Raw genomic sequence first — 17,142 nt, forward strand, 5'->3', positions numbered from 1 at the left:
CCCCCGCCCCGCCCGTGCCGGCCGCGATCCCGCGGCCCGAGTACGTCGGCAAGGCCACCCCGGACGAGGGCAAGGCCTCGGACGTCTACGACGCCGCCGGCGTCGAGCGGATCCGCGCCGCCGGCCGCCTGGCCGCGCAGGCCATGGAGCACACCACCGCCCACATCCGCCCGGGCGTCACCACGGACGAGCTGGACCGGATCGCGCACGCCTTCCTCGTGGAGCGCGGCGCCTACCCGTCCTGCCTGGGCTACCGCGGCTTCCCGCGGTCCATCTGCACCTCGATCAACGAGGTCATCTGCCACGGCATCCCGGACGGCACCGTCCTGGAGGACGGGGACATCGTCAACCTGGACATCACCGCGTACCTGGACGGTGTCCACGGGGACCACAACCGCACCTACCTGGTCGGCGACGTGGACGAGGAGTCCCGGCTGCTCGTCGAGCGCACCGAGGAGGCCCTGCGCCGCGGCATCCGCGCCGTGAAGCCCGGCCGTCAGGTCAACGTGATCGGCCGCGCCATCGAGTCCTACGCCAAGCGCTTCGGCTACGGCGTGGTGCGCGACTTCATCGGCCACGGCGTGGGCGTGGACTTCCACTCCGGCCTCGTGATCCCCCACTACGACGCGGCCCCGGCCCACGACCGCCTGCTCGTGCCCGGCATGGTGTTCACCATCGAGCCGATGCTCACCCTCGGCACGATCGAGTGGGACCAGTGGGACGACGGCTGGACCGTGGTGACCCGCGACCGCCGTCGCACCGCGCAGTTCGAGCACACGATCGTGGTCACGGACGACGGCGCGGAGATTCTCACGCTGCCGTGACTCGGCACTAAGCTGGGGGCCGTGACGACGCACACCAGCACCGCCCAGCGCTCCTCCAAATACCCCACGACGATCGGCATCGACGTCGGGGGGACCGGCATGAAGGGCGGCCTGGTCCGCCTCGGGTCGGGGCCGAAGGCGGGCACCCTGCGCGGGGACCGCTTCCGCATCCCCACGCCGCAGCCGGCCATGCCCGAGCCCGTGGCGGCGACCCTGGCGGCCATCACCGCCGAGCTCGACGGGCGCGAGAAGGCGCCGAAGCCCTCCGCCCCGCTGGGCGTGTGCTTCCCCTCGATCGTCAAGGACGGGGTGTGCCTGTCCGCGAACAACATCGACCACTCGTGGATCGGCACGGACCTGCGCGGCACGTTCGAGGAGCACCTGCGCCGCCCCGTGACCGTGGTCAACGACGCCGACGCGGCCGGCCTCGCGGAGGCCCGCTACGGGGCCGGGCGGGGCGTGCGCGGCCTGGTGCACGTGATCACCCTCGGCACCGGCATCGGCGGCGCGATGATCCACGACGGCGTGCTCGTCCCGAACTTCGAGGTCGGCTCCCTGGAGCTCGACGGCGTGATGGCCGAGTCGCGGGCCTCCGCGAAGGCCCGGGAGCGCGATCAGCTCAGCTGGGCCGAGTACGCCGAGCGACTGCAGCGCTTCTTCTCCCACGTGGAGCGGATCTTCTCGCCGGACCTGTTCATCGTCGGCGGCGGCATCTCCAAGCGGCCGGACGACTACCTGCCGCTGCTGCGCCTGCGCACCCCGATCGTCCCGGCCCAGCTGCAGAACAACGCGGGCATCGTGGGCGCCGCCCTGGCCGCGCACGGCTCGCTCGCCGACGGCAACTGAGGGCGCAGACACCGAGGGCGGTTCCGGCTTCCCCTCCGGAACCGCCCTCGGCAGTCTTGCCGGGCCGACCGAGGTCGACCCGGGGATCACTGTAGCGCCTGGAGGCCGTGCGCACCACTGCAGCGTCGATCCCGGCCGCGCCGTCGCATCGGCCCAGGTCAGCGGGTGAACAGCCGCGGCTGCACGGCGGGACGGCCGCGGTCGTCCCCGTCACCGGCCCGGAGCTCCGCGATGGCCTCCTCGAAGTCGTCGAGGGACTCGAAGTCCCGGTAGACGGAGGCGAAGCGCAGGAAGGCCACCTGGTCGAGACGGCGCAGCGGATCGAGGATGGCCAGGCCGACGTCGTGGGCGTCCACCTCGGCGTTGCCCGTGGCACGGACCGTCTCCTCGACCTCCTGGGCGAGCATGGCCAGGTCGTCGCTCGTCACCGGCCGCCCCTGGCACGCCTTCCGGACGCCGTTGATCACCTTGGAGCGGTCGAACGGCTCCGCCACCCCGGAGCGCTTGACGACGGTCAGGGCGGTGGTCTCCATGGTGGTGAACCGCTTGCCGCAGGCCTGACACTGCCGACGCCGACGGATGGCGGAGCCGTCGTCGAGGGAGCGTGAATCCACCACGCGCGAGTCCTCATGACGGCAGAACGGGCAGTGCATCAGCTCTCTCCTCCTGGGCGGGGCACTCCCATGCTACGTCCGCTCAGCCGAGGCAGGCCGGACCCAGCAGGATCTTGAGGTCCCCGAACAGCGCCGGGTTCGGGCTCACCCGGAACTGCGGGCCCAGCTGGAACTCCTGCGTGGCACGCTGGCCCACCAGGGACAGCCGCACCTCCGAGGAGCCCTCGTGGGTGCGTAGCACGTCCGCCAGCTGGCCCATGACCTGTTCCGTGGCCTTGAACGCGGGCAGCGTGATCCGCACGGGGCCGCCGGGGCCGTCCGAGAGCTCCGGGATGGTCAGCTCCATCGCCGACAGGGACACCGACCCGTCGTCGCGGCGCTGGACCCTGCCCTTGACGGCGACGACGAGGTCCTCGGCCAGCATCATCGCGATGGGCGCGTACACCTGGCCGAAGAACATGACGTCCATCGAGCCGCCGAGGTCCTCGATCTCGCAGCGCGCGTACGCGTTGCCCGAGGACTTGGCGATGCGGCGCTCGAGCGTGGTGATCAGGCCCGCGATGGTGACGATCGCGCCGTCCGCGGGCCCGTCGTCGTCGAGGACGCGGGTGATCTGGACGTCGGCGTGCTGGGCCAGGACGCCGTCGAGGCCCTGCAGCGGATGGTCGGACACGTACAGGCCCAGCATCTCGCGCTCGAACGCGAGCTTCTCCTTCTTGGCCCACTCCGGCAGGTCCGGGACGGCGACGCCGTCCGCGGCGTCGGAGTCGTCCTCGTCGCCGCCGCCGAGCGCGAACAGGTCGAAGGTGAACTCGCCGTGGTCCTCCTTGCGCTTCTGCGCCACGGTGGCGTCCACGGCCTCCTCGTGCACGGCCAGCAGGGCGCGGCGGGCGTAGCCGAGGGAGTCGAAGGCGCCGGCCTTGATCATGGACTCGATGGTGCGCTTGTTGCACACCACGAGCGGCACCTTCGCCAGGAAGTCCCCGAAGCCCGTGTACGAGCCCTTCTCCTCGCGCCCCTGGACCATGCCCTTGACCACGTTGGCGCCCACGTTGCGGACGGCGCCCATGCCGAAGCGGATGTCCCGGCCGACGGGGGTGAAGGTCAGGTGGGACTCGTTCACGTCCGGGGGCAGCACGGTGATGCCCATGTGGCGGCACTCGTTGAGGTACATGGCTAGCTTGTCCTTGTCGTCGCCCACCGAGGTGAGCAGCGCGGCCATGTACTCCGCCGGGTAGTGCGCCTTGAGGTAGGCCGTCCAGTAGGAGACCAGGCCGTAGGCGGCCGAGTGCGCCTTGTTGAACGCGTAGTCCGAGAAGGGCAGCAGGATGTCCCACAAGGCCTTCACCGCGGCCTCCGAGTAGCCGCGGTCCAGCATCCCCTGGTGGAACGCCTCGTACTGCTTGTCCAGCTCCGACTTCTTCTTCTTGCCCATCGCACGGCGCAGGATGTCGGCCTGGCCGAGGGAGTAGCCCGCCACCTTCTGGGCGATCGCCATGACCTGCTCCTGATACACGATCAGGCCGTAGGTGGTGTCCAGGATCTCCCGCAGCGGCTCCTCCAGCTCCGGGTGGATCGGGGTGATCTCCTGCTGCCCGTTCTTGCGCAGCGCGTAGTTGGTGTGCGAGTTCGCGCCCATGGGGCCGGGGCGGTACAGGGCGATGGTCGCCGAGATGTCCTCGAAGTTGTCCGGGCGCATCATCTTCAGCAGCGAGCGCATGGGGCCGCCGTCGAGCTGGAACACGCCGAGGGTGTCGCCGCGGGCCAGCAGCTCGTAGGCCGCCGGGTCGTCCACGTCGAGGGTCTCCAGGTCCAGGTCCACGCCCTGGTTCGCCTTCACGTTCTCGAGCGCGTCCGAGATGATCGTGAGGTTGCGCAGCCCCAGGAAGTCCATCTTGATCAGGCCCAGGGACTCCGCCATCGGGTAGTCGAACTGGGTGATGACCTGGCCGTCCTGGAGGCGGCGCATGATCGGGATGACGTCGATCACCGGCGCCGAGGACATGATCACGCCGGCCGCGTGCACGCCCCACTGCCGCTTCAGGCCCTCGAGGCCCTTGGCGGTCTCGAAGACCTCCTTCGCCACCGGGTCCGTGGCGATCAGCTCGCGGAAGGGCGCGGCCTCCCCGTAGCGCGGGGCCGCGGGGTCCTCGATGTCCTTGAGCGGGATGTCCTTGGCCATCACCGCCGGCGGCAGCGCCTTGGTGAGGGACTCACCCATCGAGAAGGGCTGGTCCATCACGCGGGCCGAGTCCTTCAGGGCCTGCTTGGTCTTGATGGTGCCGTACGTGACGATCATGGTGACGCGCTCGTCGCCGTACTTGCGGGTGACGTAGTCGATCACCTCGGAGCGACGGCGGTCGTCGAAGTCGACGTCGAAGTCGGGCATGGACACGCGGTCCGGGTTGAGGAACCGCTCGAAGATCAGCCCGTGCTTGAGCGGGTCCAGGTCCGTGATGCGCAGCGCGTACGCCACCATCGATCCGGCGCCCGAGCCGCGGCCCGGGCCCACCCGGATGCCGTTCTCCTTGGCCCAGTTGATGAAGTCGGCCACGACGAGGAAGTACCCGGGGAAGCCCATCGAGATGATGACGTCCAGCTCGTAGTCCGCCTGCTTGCGCACGTGGTCCGGCACCCCGTCCGGGTAGCGGTAGGCCAGACCGGAGGCGACCTCCTTGATGAGCCAGCTGGTCTCGTCCTCGCCCTCCGGCGTGGGGAAGACCGGCATGTAGTTGGCCTTCGTGTCGAACTCGACCTCGCACCGCTCGGCGATGAGCAGCGTGTTGTCGCAGGCCTCGGGCAGCTCCGCGAACAGCTCGCGCATCTGCCGCGGGGACTTCAGGTAGTACTCGGTGCCGGAGAACGCGAAGCGGGAGCCGCCCTGGTCGTAGCTGGGCTCGTTGAGCTTCGAGCCCGACTGCAGGGCCAGCAGCGCCTCGTGCGCCTTGGCGTCGTGCTCGTGGGTGTAGTGCAGGTCGTTCGTGGCCACGAACGGCAGGCCCAGGTCCTTGGCGAGCCGGCGCAGGTCCGTCATCACCCGGCGCTCGATGTCGAGGCCGTGGTGCATGATCTCGCAGTAGTAGTTGTCCTTGCCGAAGATGTCCCGGAAGTCCGAGGCCGCCTGCATCGCCTCCCGGTACTGGCCCAGGCGCAGGCGCGTCTGCACCTCGCCGGAGGGGCAGCCCGTGGTGGCGATCAGGCCCTTCGAGTACTGGCTCAGCAGCTCCCGGTCCAGCCGCGGCCACTTGGCGTACACCGAGTCCAGCGAGGCGATCGAGCCCATCCGGAACAGGTTGTGCATCCCCTCGGTGGTCTCGCTCAGCAGCGTCATGTGCGTGTACGCACCGCCGCCGGACACGTCGTCCCCCCGCTGGTGGGGCTCGCCCCAGCGGGTCTTCTCCTTGTCCGTGCGGTGCTGCTGCCCGGGGGCCACGTAGGCCTCGAGCCCGATGATCGGCTTGACGCCCGCCGCCTTCGCCTTGGACCAGAAGTCGTAGGCGCCGAAGAGGTAGCCGTGGTCCGTGATGGCCAGCGAGTCCATGCCCAGCCGCTGGGCCTCGGCGAACAGGTCGTCCAGCTTCGCGGCGCCGTCGAGCATGGAGTACTCGGTGTGCGTGTGCAGGTGGACGAAGCCGCCGTCCTTCACGGCGTCGGGGCGGGCGTCGGCGGACACGGTCATGCGGGGTGGGCCTTTCGACGGGGAGGACGGCGGGGCCGCACCAGCCTACTCGTGGTGCCCGGGCGGCGGGGCCGGACCGGGACGGGGGTCACGTCGACGGCGCCGGTCAGTCCTCGTCGCCGCGCAGCGCCGCCAGGGCGTGGGCGAGGTCGTCCGGATACGGGGAGGTGATCGTCACCGGCTCCCCCGTGACCGGGTGCGGGAACGCCAGCCGGTGGGCGTGCAGCCACTGGCGGGTCAGCCCGAGTTCGGCCGCCAGGCGCGGATCCGCCCCGTACGTGAGGTCGCCGACGCACGGGTGGCGCAGCGCCGAGGTGTGCACGCGGATCTGGTGGGTGCGCCCGGTCTCCAGGTGGACCTCGAGCAGGGTGGCCCGGCCGAACACCTCGAGCGTCTCGTAGTGGGTCACGGACGGCCGGCCGTCCTCGAGCACCGCGAACTTCCAGTGGTGGCCGGGATGCCGCCCGATGGGCGCGTCCACGGTGCCGCTCAGCGGGTCCGGGATGCCCTGGACCACGGCGTGGTAGACCTTCTCCGGCACGCGCTCGCGGAACTGGTCCTTCATGGCCGTGTAGGCGCGCTCGGTCTTGGCCACGACCATGACCCCGGTGGTGCCGACGTCGAGCCGGTGCACGATCCCCTGGCGCTCGGGGGCGCCCGAGGTGGTGATGTCGTAGCCGAGGGCGGCCAGGGCGCCCACCACGGTGGGCCCGACCCAGCCGGGCGAGGGGTGTGCGGCCACGCCGGTGGGCTTGTCCACGGCCACCAGGTCCTCGTCCTCGTACAGGATGCTCAGCGCGTCCACGCGCTCTGCCCTCACTTCCAGGGGGTCGGGGTCGTCGGGGACGTCGACGGCGAGGGTCTCCCCCGCCACGGCCTTCGCGGACTTGGCCAGGACACGGTCCCGGCGGCCGGAGCGCGACTCGGCCCGCACCAGGCCCCGGGAGAACCAGTCCGCCAGCAGCGAGCGGGAGACGCCGAACGCGTCGGCGAGCACCGCGTCGACCCTCCGGCCCGCCTCGGCCTCGGTGACCTCGAGCCGCTCGGTCAGTCCCGGTCTCATGCCCATGTCCTCACGCCTCCCGTGTGCCGTCCAGGCGGCGGCCGGTCATCACGAGCAGGGCGACGCCGATGACGGAGCAGACGATGAACGAGTCCGCCACGTTGAAGATCGCGAAGTGCGGCACGGAGATCATGTCGACCACGTGGCCGCGCCCGAACGCCGGGGGCCGGAACAGCCGGTCCGTGAGGTTGCCGAGCACGCCGCCGGCGAGCCCGCCCAGCGCCAGGGCCCACGGCGTCGAGCGCACGCGGGCGATCCCGACGAGGGCGGCGACCGCCACCACGGCTTGGATGATGGTGAACACCCAGGTGTGGTCCTCGCCGATGGAGAAGGCCGCGCCCGGGTTCAGGATGTAGTGCCAGCGCAGCACCCCGGGGATCACCGCGACGGAGTCCCCCAGCTGCATCGTGCTCTCGACCGCGTACTTGGTCAGCTGGTCGAGGGCGTAGGCCAGCACCGCCACGATGAGGGCGGTGAGCACGGCTCGCCGGCCCGCGCGAGGGGATCGCGGGGCCGGCGCGGCGTCGACGGCTCGGCTCACGCCGTGGGCGTGGGGGGCTCGACGCGCTTCTGGGCGCGGATCTCGCGCAGCTGGCCCTCGATGTAGGAGGTGAGGCGGCTGCGGTAGTCGGTCTCGAAGCTGCGCAGCTGTTCGACCTCGCCCTCCAGGCCGGCCTTCTCCTCGGCCAGGGCTTCGAGGGTGCGGGCCTTCTGCTCCTCGGCGTCGCTGACGAGCCGGGCCGCGGTGGCCTCGGCCTCGGCGACGAGCTCGGTGCTGCGCTGCTCGCCCGCGGCGACGTGCTCGTCGTGCAGCCGCTGGGCCATGGCCAGGACGCCGGCGGCGGAGGTCGCGGCCGCGTCGGCGGACTCGGGGGCGGCGGCCGGGGCCGACTCCTCGGCGGAGGCCGGGGTCGCGGCGGCCTCCGGGGTGTCCGCAGCGGGGCCGGCGGCCGGGGCGGCGCCGCCGGCGCGCAGCTCCGCGTTCTCGGACTCGAGCTGCTCGTTGAGCGCGATCAGGCGCTTGAACTCCGCCACGATCTCGTCGAGGAAGTCATCCACCTCGGTCTGGTCGTAGCCCTCGCGGAACTTCGTGGGCTGGAACTGCTTGTTGACCACGTCTTCCCAGGACAGCGCCATGGAACCGTCTCGCTCTCTGCTCGGTGCTCGGGGACGGCCGGGCGGCCCGGCGCGTCGGCGGTCGGCGCGCCGGTGAGGGGCGGCGCCGATCCTGCCGCGAAGACTACCACCGGGGCCGACAGCCGCCCCGGGCCGCGGGTCAGGCCACGCCGGCCAGGCTCAGCACCAGGACCCGCAGCAGGACGACGCCGAGGAACACGATGAGGAAGGCCACGTCCAGGCCGATGCCGCCCAGGTTCACCGGCGGCACGGCACGACGCACGGGGCGCAGCAACGGGTCGGTGGCCCCGTACACGCCGCTGGCCAGCACGAGGGCCGCCCCGGTGGGGCGCCAGTGGCGGGCGAACGACTGCGTGACGTCCAGGACGATCCGCACGGTCAGCGCCGCGAGCACCACCGTCAGGGCGAGGTAGGCGAGGGCGAGGAGCAGCTGCATGGGCGCCTCAGTCGCCGTCGAACGGGGAGTCGGCCGCGCCGGACTCGCCCTGCTCGGCGCCGACGACGTCCACGGTGGCCGGGGTCAGCAGGAACACCTTGCTGGTGATGCGGGAGATCGAGCCGTGCAGGCCGAAGACGAGGCCGGCCGCGAAGTCCACGAGGCGCTTGGCCTCGTTCTCACCGAGGTCGGTCACGTTCATGATCACGGGGACGCCGGAGCGGAAGGCCTCGCCGATCGCCTTCGCGTCGTTGTAGGAGCGGGGGTGGACGGTGGACAGGGTGTGCACGGAGGCTCCTTCGGCAGACGACGCTGCGGCTCGCTTGATGGGGGTCACCGGGGCCCGGTAGCCCGGGTCGGCCGGCTCGGGACGCGCCGGACGCCGGGGTTCGACGGGATCGGCCGCGGTGGAGCCGGACGGGGTCACGGGCTCCGGCCGCTCGGCCGGCTCGGGATCGCGGACCGCAGTCGGGCGGACGGCCTCCATGTGGGGGTCGGTGTCCGGCTCCGCGGGGCGGCGCGCCTCGACGACCTCGTGTCGGGGCGCGGTCTCCCGCTCGGTGGCACGGGGCTGCTCGTCGTACTCGTCGCCGTCGGCCAGGCCGAGGTAGATCATCGTCTTCTTCAGGGCACCAGCCATGAGTCTTCCTTCACCACGTCCTCCGGCCCCGGGGGCCGCCGTCGTTCGTCGTCGGTGCGCGTGCTTCCGCACGGTCCTGTCGCGTCCCGCCGGGACGCGCGGGGTCAACGTTAGCCCACCGCGTCCCGGGCCCCCAGAACGTCGGAGCCGATGCGCACCTGTGTCGCCCCGGCGCGCACGGCCGCCTCGAGGTCCGCGCTCATCCCCATCGACAGCGCGGTGGCCTCCGGATGCGTCTGCCGCACGCGCGCGCCGAGAGCGGCGAGCCGGCGGAACGCGTCCTCCGGGTCCAGGCCGCGCGGTGCCACGCACATCAGCCCGCCCAGCCGCAGACCCGGCAGGCCGGCGACGACGGCCGCGAGGGCGGCGACGTCCTCGGGGCGGGCGCCGCCGCGCGGACCGATCCCCTCGGGACGGTCCTCGTCGGCGCGGTCGTCGACGTCCACCTGCACGAGGCACTCCAGGTCGGGGATCGCGGCCTCGGGCTCGCGCTCGCGCCGCAGCACGAGCGCCCGCGAGAGCGCCTCGGCCAGTTCGGGTCGGTCCACCGACTCCACCACGGACGCGTAGCGCACCACGTACTTGGCCTTGTTGGTCTGCAGCTGGCCCACGAAGTGCCAGCGCGGGGCGTCCGCCCCCAGGGCCGCGGCGACGGCCTCGGCCTTGGGCCGGGCCTCCTGGTCGCGGTTCTCCCCCACGTCGGTCACGCCGAGCGCGGCGAGGCGCACGACGTCCTCGGCGGGGTGGGTCTTGGTCACGACGACGAGCGCGGGCTCCGCCTCGCGCCCGGCGTCCCGCGCGGCGTCGGCGATGCGGGAGTGCACCGCGGCGAGCGCGTCGGCGATCTCCCGGGCGCGGGGGTCCGTCGGGGTCGGCCCGGCAGTGGCGGGGGCGGTCATGCGTCTCCTCTCGGGGTGGTGGCGTCGGGGTCGGCGCGCCAGACGAGGCCGGCGAACCGGCCCTCACCGGGCGCCCGACGGTGCGAGAACAGGCGCTCGTCCTCCCGCGTGCACACGTCGATCGTCGCGGCGGCCACCCCGCGGGCACGGAGGACCTCCGCGGCGCCGGCGGGCAGGTCGAGGGCGGGGGTGCCCCAGGACGTGGTGGCGGCGGTCGCCGGGAGGCGGGCGGCGGCGTCGTCGCGCATGGCCGCGGGCACCTCGTAGCAGCGGCCGCACACGCCGGGGCCGATCCAGGCGCGCAGGCCGGGACCGGCTCGGTCGGCCTCCGGACGCAGGGAGAGCAGCCGATCGACGGTCGCCTCCAGGACGCCGTCCAGCAGCCCGCGTCGCCCGGCGTGGGCCACGGCGGTCGCGCCGGTCGTCTCGTCGACGAGGACCACGGGGAGGCAGTCGGCCACCATGACGGCCAGCGGCCGGGACCCGTCGCGGCTCACGGCGGCGTCGGCCACGGGGGCCGGGGCGCCGCCGCGCCCGGGCCCGTCCGCCCACACGACGTCGGCCGAGTGCACCTGGTCCAGATAGAGCGTGGCGCCCTCGGGGACCCCCATCACGCGCTCCAGGGCGCGGCGGGCGGCGCTGACGCGGGCGAGCCCCTCGGCCTCGTCCGGCGGGACCACGTGCAGCGCGAGGTTGCCGGCGGCCACGGAGGTCCAGGCGACGTGCACGGCGCCCGTCGCGGTGCGGACGGTCTCGCGGTGCACGAAGGGGCCGGCGGGGACCCGTGTGGTCCCGGCCGGCCCCTCCGCGGCCGTCACTTGAGGAAGTCCGGGACGTCCAGGTCCGAGGACCCGGCGCCGAGGTCCGGCTCCACCACGGTGGGCAGGTCCTGCTGGCGGCGCGGCTGCTGCTCCTGCGGGGCCAGCGGCACGGTGCCGCGCACGGCGGGGCGCTCGGCCTGCTGCGGCTGGGCCGGGGGCAGCAGGCGGCCCGCTGCGGGGCCGCCTGCTGCTGCGCGGCCTGCGGGGCGGCCGGGGCGGAGGTGACGTCCACCTTGTCGAAGCCCGCCGCGATCACGGTCACGCGCACCTCGTCGCCGAGGGCGTCGTCGATGACCGCGCCGAAGATGATGTTGGCCTCCGGGTGGGCGACCTCCTGGACCAGGCGCGCGGCCTCGTTGATCTCGAAGAGGCCGAGGTCGGAGCCGCCCTGGATGGAGAGCAGCACGCCGTACGCGCCGTCGATGGAGGCCTCGAGCAGCGGCGAGGCGATCGCCAGCTCGGCCGCCTTGACGGCGCGGTCCTCGCCCTGCGCGTGGCCGATGCCCATGAGCGCGGAGCCCGCGCCCTGCATCACGGACTTCACGTCCGCGAAGTCGAGGTTGATCAGGCCCGGGGTGGTGATCAGGTCGGTGATGCCCTGGACGCCGGAGAGGAGCACCTGGTCCGCCTGACGGAAGGCGTCCATGACCGAGACGTTGCGGTCCGAGATGGACAGCAGGCGGTCGTTCGGGATCACGATGAGGGTGTCGACCTCGTCCCGCAGGGCGTCGATGCCCGCCTCGGCGGAGCCGGCGCGACGGCGGCCCTCGAACGTGAACGGACGGGTCACGACGCCGATGGTCAGGGCGCCGAGCGAGCGCGCGATGCGGGCCACGACGGGCGCTCCGCCGGTGCCGGTGCCGCCGCCCTCGCCCGCGGTCACGAACACCATGTCCGCGCCCCGCAGGACCTCCTCGATCTCCTCCGCGTGGTCCTCGGCGGCCTGGCGGCCGACCTCGGGGTTCGCGCCCGCGCCGAGTCCACGGGTGAGCTCGCGGCCCACGTCCAGCTTCACGTCCGCGTCCGACATCAGCAGCGCCTGGGCGTCCGTGTTGATGGCGATGAACTCCACGCCGCGAAGCCCCACCTCGATCATGCGGTTCACGGCGTTCACGCCGCCGCCGCCGATGCCGACGACCTTGATGACGGCCAGGTAGTTCTGGGGTGCAGCCACGGTGTTGGTTCCCTTTGTTCGAGATCTCGAGAGGTCAGCGCGAGGCACATCGCCCCGGTGATCGGCGGCCACCCGGGGTGGACACCTTCAAGCACAGCGTGAAGCGAGCCTCGCGCGCGTTCGGATCCACCGTACTGGGAGGCCCGCGTCACGCGCAAAAGAAAACGGCGTGTCCACGCGGAAAAGACGCCCTCAACATCAACTTTCACGTGAGACTCGAAGGACGAGCCTCCGCGGTGAGGACACCCCGACTCGCACGAGACCAGGCGCCCCGACCTTCACCTTCACGTTCTACTGGAGACTCCTGTGGCCCCGGTTCAGCGCGTGATCGGCCGCGTGGGAACGGAGACGTCGATCTCGGCGACGCCGCCCGCCGCGGACCCGTGCCGCTCGTCCGCCAGGAACGCCTCGGCCACGGACCCCTTGAGGCCGGCGTCCTGCGCGTCGCCCCAGACCAGGGTCACCCCGCCCTCGAGCGCCAGACGGACCTGGCCCGGGCCCCGGGAGTCGGCGGTCTCGACACGATCGGCCACAGGCTCCGGCAGGGCGGCCAGCACCTCGGCCACCTCGGCGCGCTCCTCCTGTGCCCGCTGCGCCAGCTCCTCCGAGAACGCGGGGAGGTCCTCGCCCTCGAGCCGCTCCTCCGGCACTCTCGTCAGGACGGTGCCGTCCGCGAGCAGCAGCTGCGCGCCGTCGTCACCGTCCCGCCGGGCCCGCGCCTCGTGCTCCCGGACCACGACCTCCAGGCCGGTGGGCAGGCGGGGCACGGTATGGACCTCGGCCACCCCGGGCAGACCGCCGACCAGCTCGCCCACACGGCCGGCCCCGACGCGGGACAGCGGCACGCCGTACACGGGCTCCAGGCGCTCCTGGACGGCGGTGGCGGAGACATGGCGGGTGCCGGTGACCTCGACGCGGTCCACCGCGAGCACGGGCGAGAAGAACACGACCCAGCCCAGGGCGCCCAGCACCGCGAGCACCGCGGCCGCCACACCCCAGCGGGTGGCGCGGCGCCGGCGCGCGGTGCGGCCCGGGAACTGGACGACGGTGGAGGCGTCGGTTCCGGCCGGCGGCGGCGTCCCGCGGCCGCGCCTCACGGGTGGGCGACGCCGGGCGCCGCGTCCCGGCCGAGCTCGGCCAGCAGGTCCGGACCCAGGGCGGTGACGTCCCCCGCGCCCATCGTCAGGACGACGTCGCCGGCCGTGGCGCCCGCCGCGAGCGAGCGCACCGCCTCGGCGCGGTCCTCGGCGACGACACGGTCCTCGGCGGCACCCGTGGTGAGGCGGGAGGCGATGAGGGACGAGTCGACGCCGGGCATCGGCTCCTCCCGGGCCGCGTACACGGGCAGCACGCGCACCACGTCCGCCCCGGAGAGGGCGGCGGCGAACTCGGCGGCGAAGTCCCGGGTGCGGGAGAACAGGTGGGGCTGGAACAGGACGTGCACGCGGGCGTCACCGGCCACGGCACGGCCGGCGGAGACCGCGGCGGCCACCTCCGTGGGATGGTGCGCGTAGTCGTCGAAGACCCGCACGCCGCGCGCGGCGCCACGGAACTCGAATCGGCGGGCCGTGCCCCGGAAGGCCTCGACGCCCCGCACGGCGGCCTCGAAGGCCATGCCCGCCCGGACGGCGGCCAGGACCACGGCGGCGGCGTTCAGCGCGTTGTGCCGGCCGGGCACCTGCAGGTGCAGGGTGCGCTCCGGCCCGTCCGCCATCCGGAACGTGGCGCGCTGGCCCACTCCGGTCTCGCCCGGCTCCACCGCGAGGTCGGTGACCAGCAGGTCCGGCACCACGCCGTCGCGGGGCGCCGTGCCGTAGGTCACGACGTCGGCGGCCGCGTTGTCACGGGCCCACGCGGCGAGCTCCGCCGCGCCGGCGTCGTCGAGGCAGGCCACGAGGACCCCGCCCTGGGCGGCGGCTGGCAGCCCGCCCGCGAAGTCCCGGAAGACCTGGTGCACCGCCTCCTCGGTCCCGTAGTGGTCCAGGTGGTCGGCCTCCACGGTCGTGACGATCCCGATCGTGCTCGGGTAGTTCACCAGGGTGCCGTCGGACTCGTCGGCCTCCGCGATGAACCACTCGCCCTGTCCCGCCCGGGCGTTGGTGCCGAGCCCGGCGACGGCGGCGCCGACCGCGAATGTGGGGTCCCAGTCGGCGTCGGAGAAGGCCATGGCGGCCATGGAGGACGTGGTGGTCTTCCCGTGCGTGCCGGCGACGGCCAGCACCCGGTGGCCGCGCATGGCCAGGGCGAGGCCCTCGGAACGGTGCAGCACGCGCAGTCCGCGTGCCACGGCGGCGTCGTGCTCCGGGTTGCCCGGCCCGGCGATCGAGGAGGCGATCACCGTGGTGACGTCCCGGCCGAGGTGCGCGGCGTCGTAGCCGACCGTGATCCGGGCGCCGCCCGCGGCGAGCTCGCGCATTACGGGCAGGTCCTTCGCGTCGGAGCCGGACACCGCGACGCCCTGCTCCTGGAGGATGCGGGCGACCCCCGACACGCCGACGCCGCCGATCCCCAGCAGGTGCACGCGGCCCAGGTCGGCGAAGCGGCCCTCGGCCGCGGGACGGGTGCTCTCGTCGCGGCTCATCGCCGGGCTCCTTCCTGGGCGGCCGAGCGCACGAGGCCGGCCATGGTGACGTCCGCGTCCCGGACGCCGAAGCGGGCGGCCGCCTCCCCCATGCGCGCCAGACGCTCGGGGTCGGTCGCCAGCGGGATCAGCTGACGCTGCACCCACGCGCGCCCGAAGGCGTCGTCGCGGACGAGCAGCGCACCCTCCGCCTCCACCACGGGGCGGGCGTTGAGCGCCTGCTCGCCGTTGCCGATGGGCAGGGGGACGTAGACGGCGGGCAGGCCGACCGCGGACACCTCGCAGACCGTGCCGGCGCCCGAGCGGGCGACGATCAGGTCGGCGGCGGCGTAGGCCTGCTCCATGCCCGCCAGGTACTCCCGCTGGACGTAGCCGTCCCGGACCAGGAGGCTGCCGTCGTCCTCGGTGAGGGCCTTGTCCCGCCCGGTCAGGTGGAAGACCTGCAGACCGGCGTCGAGGAGGTCGCCCAGCGCGGCGCGCACGGTGCGGTTCACGGCCAGCGCACCCGAGCTGCCGCCGGTCACCACGACGGTGGTCCGGTCCGGGTCGAGGCCGAGGGCCTCACGGGCGGCACGGCCGGCGGCCGCCCGGTCCAGGCCGGAGATCTCGGGGCGCATCGGCATGCCCACCCAGCGGGCGCCGCGGAGGCGGGTGTCCGGCAGGGCGGTGCCGACGTGCGTGGCCCGCAGGGCGCCGATGCGGTTGGCCAGGCCGGGGCGGGCGTTGGCCTCGTGGACCACCACGGGCACACCGGCCCGGAACGCGGCGAGGTACACGGGGGTGGCGACGTAGCCGCCCACGCCCACGACGACGTCGGCGCGCCGGTCCCGCAGGATCCGGGCCGCCGTGGCGACCGCGGCGCGCATGCGGGCCGGGAAGCGGACGACGTCCATCGACGGGCGGCGCGGCATCGGGACCCGGTCGATCAGGTCGAGCTCGTAGCCCGCCTCGGGGACGAGACGCGTCTCCATGCCGGAGGCGGTGCCGACCATGGTGCACTCGACGGGGCCGCCGCCGTCATCCTCCAGGGCGCGGGCGATCGCGAGCATCGGGGAGATGTGGCCGGCGGTGCCGCCGCCGGCCAGCACCACCCGCAGGGGTCCGGAGGGATGAGAGGTCTGCGTCATCGGGGCTCCTGGAGGACGGGGGTGGGGACGGGGAGGGGGTCGGTGTCCGGCTCCTCCGCCTGCGGGCGGGCGTCCGGCTGCGCGGCACGGCGACGCTCGTGGCGGGCGAAGGCCAGCACGATGCCGACCGCGCTCAAGGACAGGGTGAGCGCGGAACCACCATAGGAGATGAAGGGCAGCGGGACGCCCACCACGGGGATGATCCCGGAGACCATCGCGATGTTGACGGACGCCTGGCCCACCAGCCAGGCCAGGATCCCCCACGTGGACAGGCGGATGAACGTGGACGTGGTCCCGGCGGCGACGCGGTAGATGCCGATCGCCAGGCCGAGGTAGGCCAGCAGCACCACCAGCGTGCCCACGAGCCCGAGCTCCTCGCCGAGGATGGTGAAGATGAAGTCGTTCTCGGCCTCCGGGATGTAGCTCCACTTCTGGCGGGACTGGCCGAGGCCCGCGCCCCACCAGCCGCCCGAGGCCAGGGCGTACATCCCGTGCGCCGGCTGGAAGCAGGGGTCGGTGGCGTCGGAGCAGTCCCCCAGCCAGGCCTGCACCCGGACCATGCGGTGCGGGGCGAGGAGGGTCAGGGCCAGGATGCTCAGCACGCTCAGCGCCAGGAAGGTGAGGAAGACCCCCCAGTGGGTGCCGGCCACGTACAGCACCGTGGCCAGCACGAGCGCGAGGATGATCGCGGTCCCGAGGTCGCTGCCCGCCATCACCAGGACCAGCAGCAACAGGCCGCCGGGCAGCACCGGGATCAGCGCGTGCCGCACCTGGGTGACAAGGCGGTGCTTGCGCTCCAGGACCGCCGCCGCCCACAGGGCCAGGGCGAGCTTGGCGGCCTCGGAGGGCTGCATCCGGAACCCGCCGATGCCGAGCCAGTTGCGATTGCCGCCCACGGTGACCCCGAGCGGGGAGAACGCGACCAGCGCGAGCAGGATCACGGCCACGCCGAACGCCGGCCAGGCGAGCGCCTTGAAGACGCGCACCGGCAGGCGCGAGAACACGAGCAGGGCCGCCACGCCCGCCACCGCCCAGGCGGTCTGGCGCAGGAACAGGGCGTACGAGCCGCCGCCGGTGCCGATCGCCTCGACGGAGGACGAGGAGAGCACCATCACGAGGCCCAGCACCGTGAGCAGGGCGGTGCAGCCGCTGATGAGCAGGACCGACAGGTCGAGGGCGCGGCGACCCTCGAGGACCCGCCACATCCGGCGCAGGAGCCGCTCCCGGTGCTCGGGGGCGTCGTCGTCCGCGCCGGAGCGCACCGGGCGGAGCTCGATCGGGGACATGGCCCTCCTCACGGG

The 17,142-nt window shown here is 73.4% G+C and carries 16 protein-coding genes and 1 pseudogene; 2 read left to right on the top strand and 15 right to left on the bottom strand.

The window, feature by feature from the left end; all coding sequences use genetic code 11:
- Both map and ppgK read left to right on the top strand, forming a co-directional pair.
- Window positions 1–824 (top strand): type I methionyl aminopeptidase (gene map / locus J1M41_RS02950; protein WP_241247660.1); only part of this gene is annotated, 824 nt, incomplete at its 5' end.
- Between the two features lie 21 nt (window positions 825–845).
- Window positions 846–1,670, top strand: coding sequence for a polyphosphate--glucose phosphotransferase (gene ppgK, locus J1M41_RS02955; RefSeq protein WP_049146942.1), 825 nt, complete (start codon window positions 846–848; stop codon window positions 1,668–1,670).
- Between the two features lie 158 nt (window positions 1,671–1,828).
- Here the strand turns inward: ppgK and nrdR are convergent, their stop codons facing one another.
- The 15 genes and pseudogenes from nrdR to ftsW form a co-directional block, all read right to left on the bottom strand.
- The gene (gene nrdR / locus J1M41_RS02960) at window positions 1,829–2,323 is read right to left on the bottom strand and encodes a transcriptional regulator NrdR (protein WP_002855838.1); all 495 of its coding nucleotides are present in this window, start codon (window positions 2,321–2,323) and stop codon (window positions 1,829–1,831) included.
- Between the two features lie 43 nt (window positions 2,324–2,366).
- Complete coding sequence (gene dnaE, locus J1M41_RS02965) at window positions 2,367–5,963, bottom strand: DNA polymerase III subunit alpha (RefSeq protein WP_063189719.1); 3,597 nt, start codon at window positions 5,961–5,963, stop codon at window positions 2,367–2,369.
- Window positions 5,964–6,069: 106 nt separating this feature from the next.
- Window positions 6,070–7,032, bottom strand: a complete 963-nt coding sequence (locus J1M41_RS02970; protein ID WP_078025836.1) for an RluA family pseudouridine synthase — start codon at window positions 7,030–7,032, stop codon at window positions 6,070–6,072.
- Window positions 7,033–7,036: 4 nt separating this feature from the next.
- Window positions 7,037–7,507, bottom strand: a complete 471-nt coding sequence (gene lspA / locus J1M41_RS02975) for a signal peptidase II (RefSeq protein WP_036314214.1) — start codon at window positions 7,505–7,507, stop codon at window positions 7,037–7,039.
- Window positions 7,508–7,563: 56 nt separating this feature from the next.
- The gene (locus J1M41_RS02980) at window positions 7,564–8,163 is read right to left on the bottom strand and encodes a DivIVA domain-containing protein (protein ID WP_036314182.1); all 600 of its coding nucleotides are present in this window, start codon (window positions 8,161–8,163) and stop codon (window positions 7,564–7,566) included.
- A gap of 139 nt (window positions 8,164–8,302) precedes the next feature.
- Window positions 8,303–8,599: a YggT family protein gene (locus J1M41_RS02985; protein WP_049146938.1), complete on the bottom strand. Its 297-nt coding sequence runs from the start codon at window positions 8,597–8,599 to the stop codon at window positions 8,303–8,305.
- 7 nt (window positions 8,600–8,606) lie between these two features.
- A complete protein-coding gene (gene sepF, locus J1M41_RS02990; RefSeq protein ID WP_061867226.1) occupies window positions 8,607–9,239 on the bottom strand; it encodes a cell division protein SepF in 633 nt (210 codons plus the stop codon).
- Window positions 9,240–9,349: 110 nt separating this feature from the next.
- Window positions 9,350–10,138, bottom strand: a complete 789-nt coding sequence (locus J1M41_RS02995; protein ID WP_061867225.1) for a YggS family pyridoxal phosphate-dependent enzyme — start codon at window positions 10,136–10,138, stop codon at window positions 9,350–9,352.
- Entirely contained in the window at window positions 10,135–10,956 is an 822-nt protein-coding gene (locus J1M41_RS03000; protein WP_115166146.1) for a polyphenol oxidase family protein, read from the bottom strand. The genes J1M41_RS02995 and J1M41_RS03000 overlap by 4 nt, the downstream gene beginning before the upstream one ends.
- Window positions 10,953–11,081, bottom strand: a complete 129-nt coding sequence (locus J1M41_RS12215; protein ID WP_255477102.1) for a hypothetical protein — start codon at window positions 11,079–11,081, stop codon at window positions 10,953–10,955. Before J1M41_RS12215 ends, J1M41_RS03000 begins: the two co-directional genes overlap by 4 nt.
- A gap of 113 nt (window positions 11,082–11,194) precedes the next feature.
- Window positions 11,195–12,133: pseudogene (ftsZ, locus tag J1M41_RS03005) on the bottom strand (cell division protein FtsZ); the annotation flags it as partial.
- Window positions 12,134–12,450: 317 nt separating this feature from the next.
- Window positions 12,451–13,230: a cell division protein FtsQ/DivIB gene (locus J1M41_RS03010; RefSeq protein WP_260843487.1), complete on the bottom strand. Its 780-nt coding sequence runs from the start codon at window positions 13,228–13,230 to the stop codon at window positions 12,451–12,453.
- Window positions 13,227–14,714: a UDP-N-acetylmuramate--L-alanine ligase gene (gene murC, locus J1M41_RS03015; RefSeq protein WP_206451106.1), complete on the bottom strand. Its 1,488-nt coding sequence runs from the start codon at window positions 14,712–14,714 to the stop codon at window positions 13,227–13,229. Before murC ends, J1M41_RS03010 begins: the two co-directional genes overlap by 4 nt.
- Window positions 14,711–15,841, bottom strand: a complete 1,131-nt coding sequence (gene murG, locus J1M41_RS03020; RefSeq protein ID WP_041102719.1) for an undecaprenyldiphospho-muramoylpentapeptide beta-N-acetylglucosaminyltransferase — start codon at window positions 15,839–15,841, stop codon at window positions 14,711–14,713. The genes murC and murG overlap by 4 nt, the downstream gene beginning before the upstream one ends.
- The gene (gene ftsW / locus J1M41_RS03025) at window positions 15,838–17,127 is read right to left on the bottom strand and encodes a putative lipid II flippase FtsW (RefSeq protein WP_206451107.1); all 1,290 of its coding nucleotides are present in this window, start codon (window positions 17,125–17,127) and stop codon (window positions 15,838–15,840) included. The genes murG and ftsW overlap by 4 nt, the downstream gene beginning before the upstream one ends.
- Window positions 17,128–17,142 lie beyond the last annotated feature (15 nt).

Origin of the sequence: Micrococcus sp. KRD096, from assembly GCF_017168495.1 — a bacterium.
Taxonomy (GTDB): domain Bacteria; phylum Actinomycetota; class Actinomycetes; order Actinomycetales; family Micrococcaceae; genus Micrococcus; species Micrococcus luteus.

Coding starts and splice junctions, on each gene's coding strand:
- nrdR (WP_002855838.1), bottom strand. CDS start 2,323: ATGCACTGCCCGTTCTGCCGTCATGAGGACTCGCGCGTGGTGGATTCA.
- dnaE (WP_063189719.1), bottom strand. CDS start 5,963: ATGACCGTGTCCGCCGACGCCCGCCCCGACGCCGTGAAGGACGGCGGC.
- J1M41_RS02970 (WP_078025836.1), bottom strand. CDS start 7,032: ATGGGCATGAGACCGGGACTGACCGAGCGGCTCGAGGTCACCGAGGCC.
- J1M41_RS02980 (WP_036314182.1), bottom strand. CDS start 8,163: ATGGCGCTGTCCTGGGAAGACGTGGTCAACAAGCAGTTCCAGCCCACG.
- J1M41_RS02985 (WP_049146938.1), bottom strand. CDS start 8,599: ATGCAGCTGCTCCTCGCCCTCGCCTACCTCGCCCTGACGGTGGTGCTC.
- sepF (WP_061867226.1), bottom strand. CDS start 9,239: ATGGCTGGTGCCCTGAAGAAGACGATGATCTACCTCGGCCTGGCCGAC.
- J1M41_RS02995 (WP_061867225.1), bottom strand. CDS start 10,138: ATGACCGCCCCCGCCACTGCCGGGCCGACCCCGACGGACCCCCGCGCC.
- murC (WP_206451106.1), bottom strand. CDS start 14,714: ATGAGCCGCGACGAGAGCACCCGTCCCGCGGCCGAGGGCCGCTTCGCC.
- murG (WP_041102719.1), bottom strand. CDS start 15,841: ATGACGCAGACCTCTCATCCCTCCGGACCCCTGCGGGTGGTGCTGGCC.
- ftsW (WP_206451107.1), bottom strand. CDS start 17,127: ATGTCCCCGATCGAGCTCCGCCCGGTGCGCTCCGGCGCGGACGACGAC.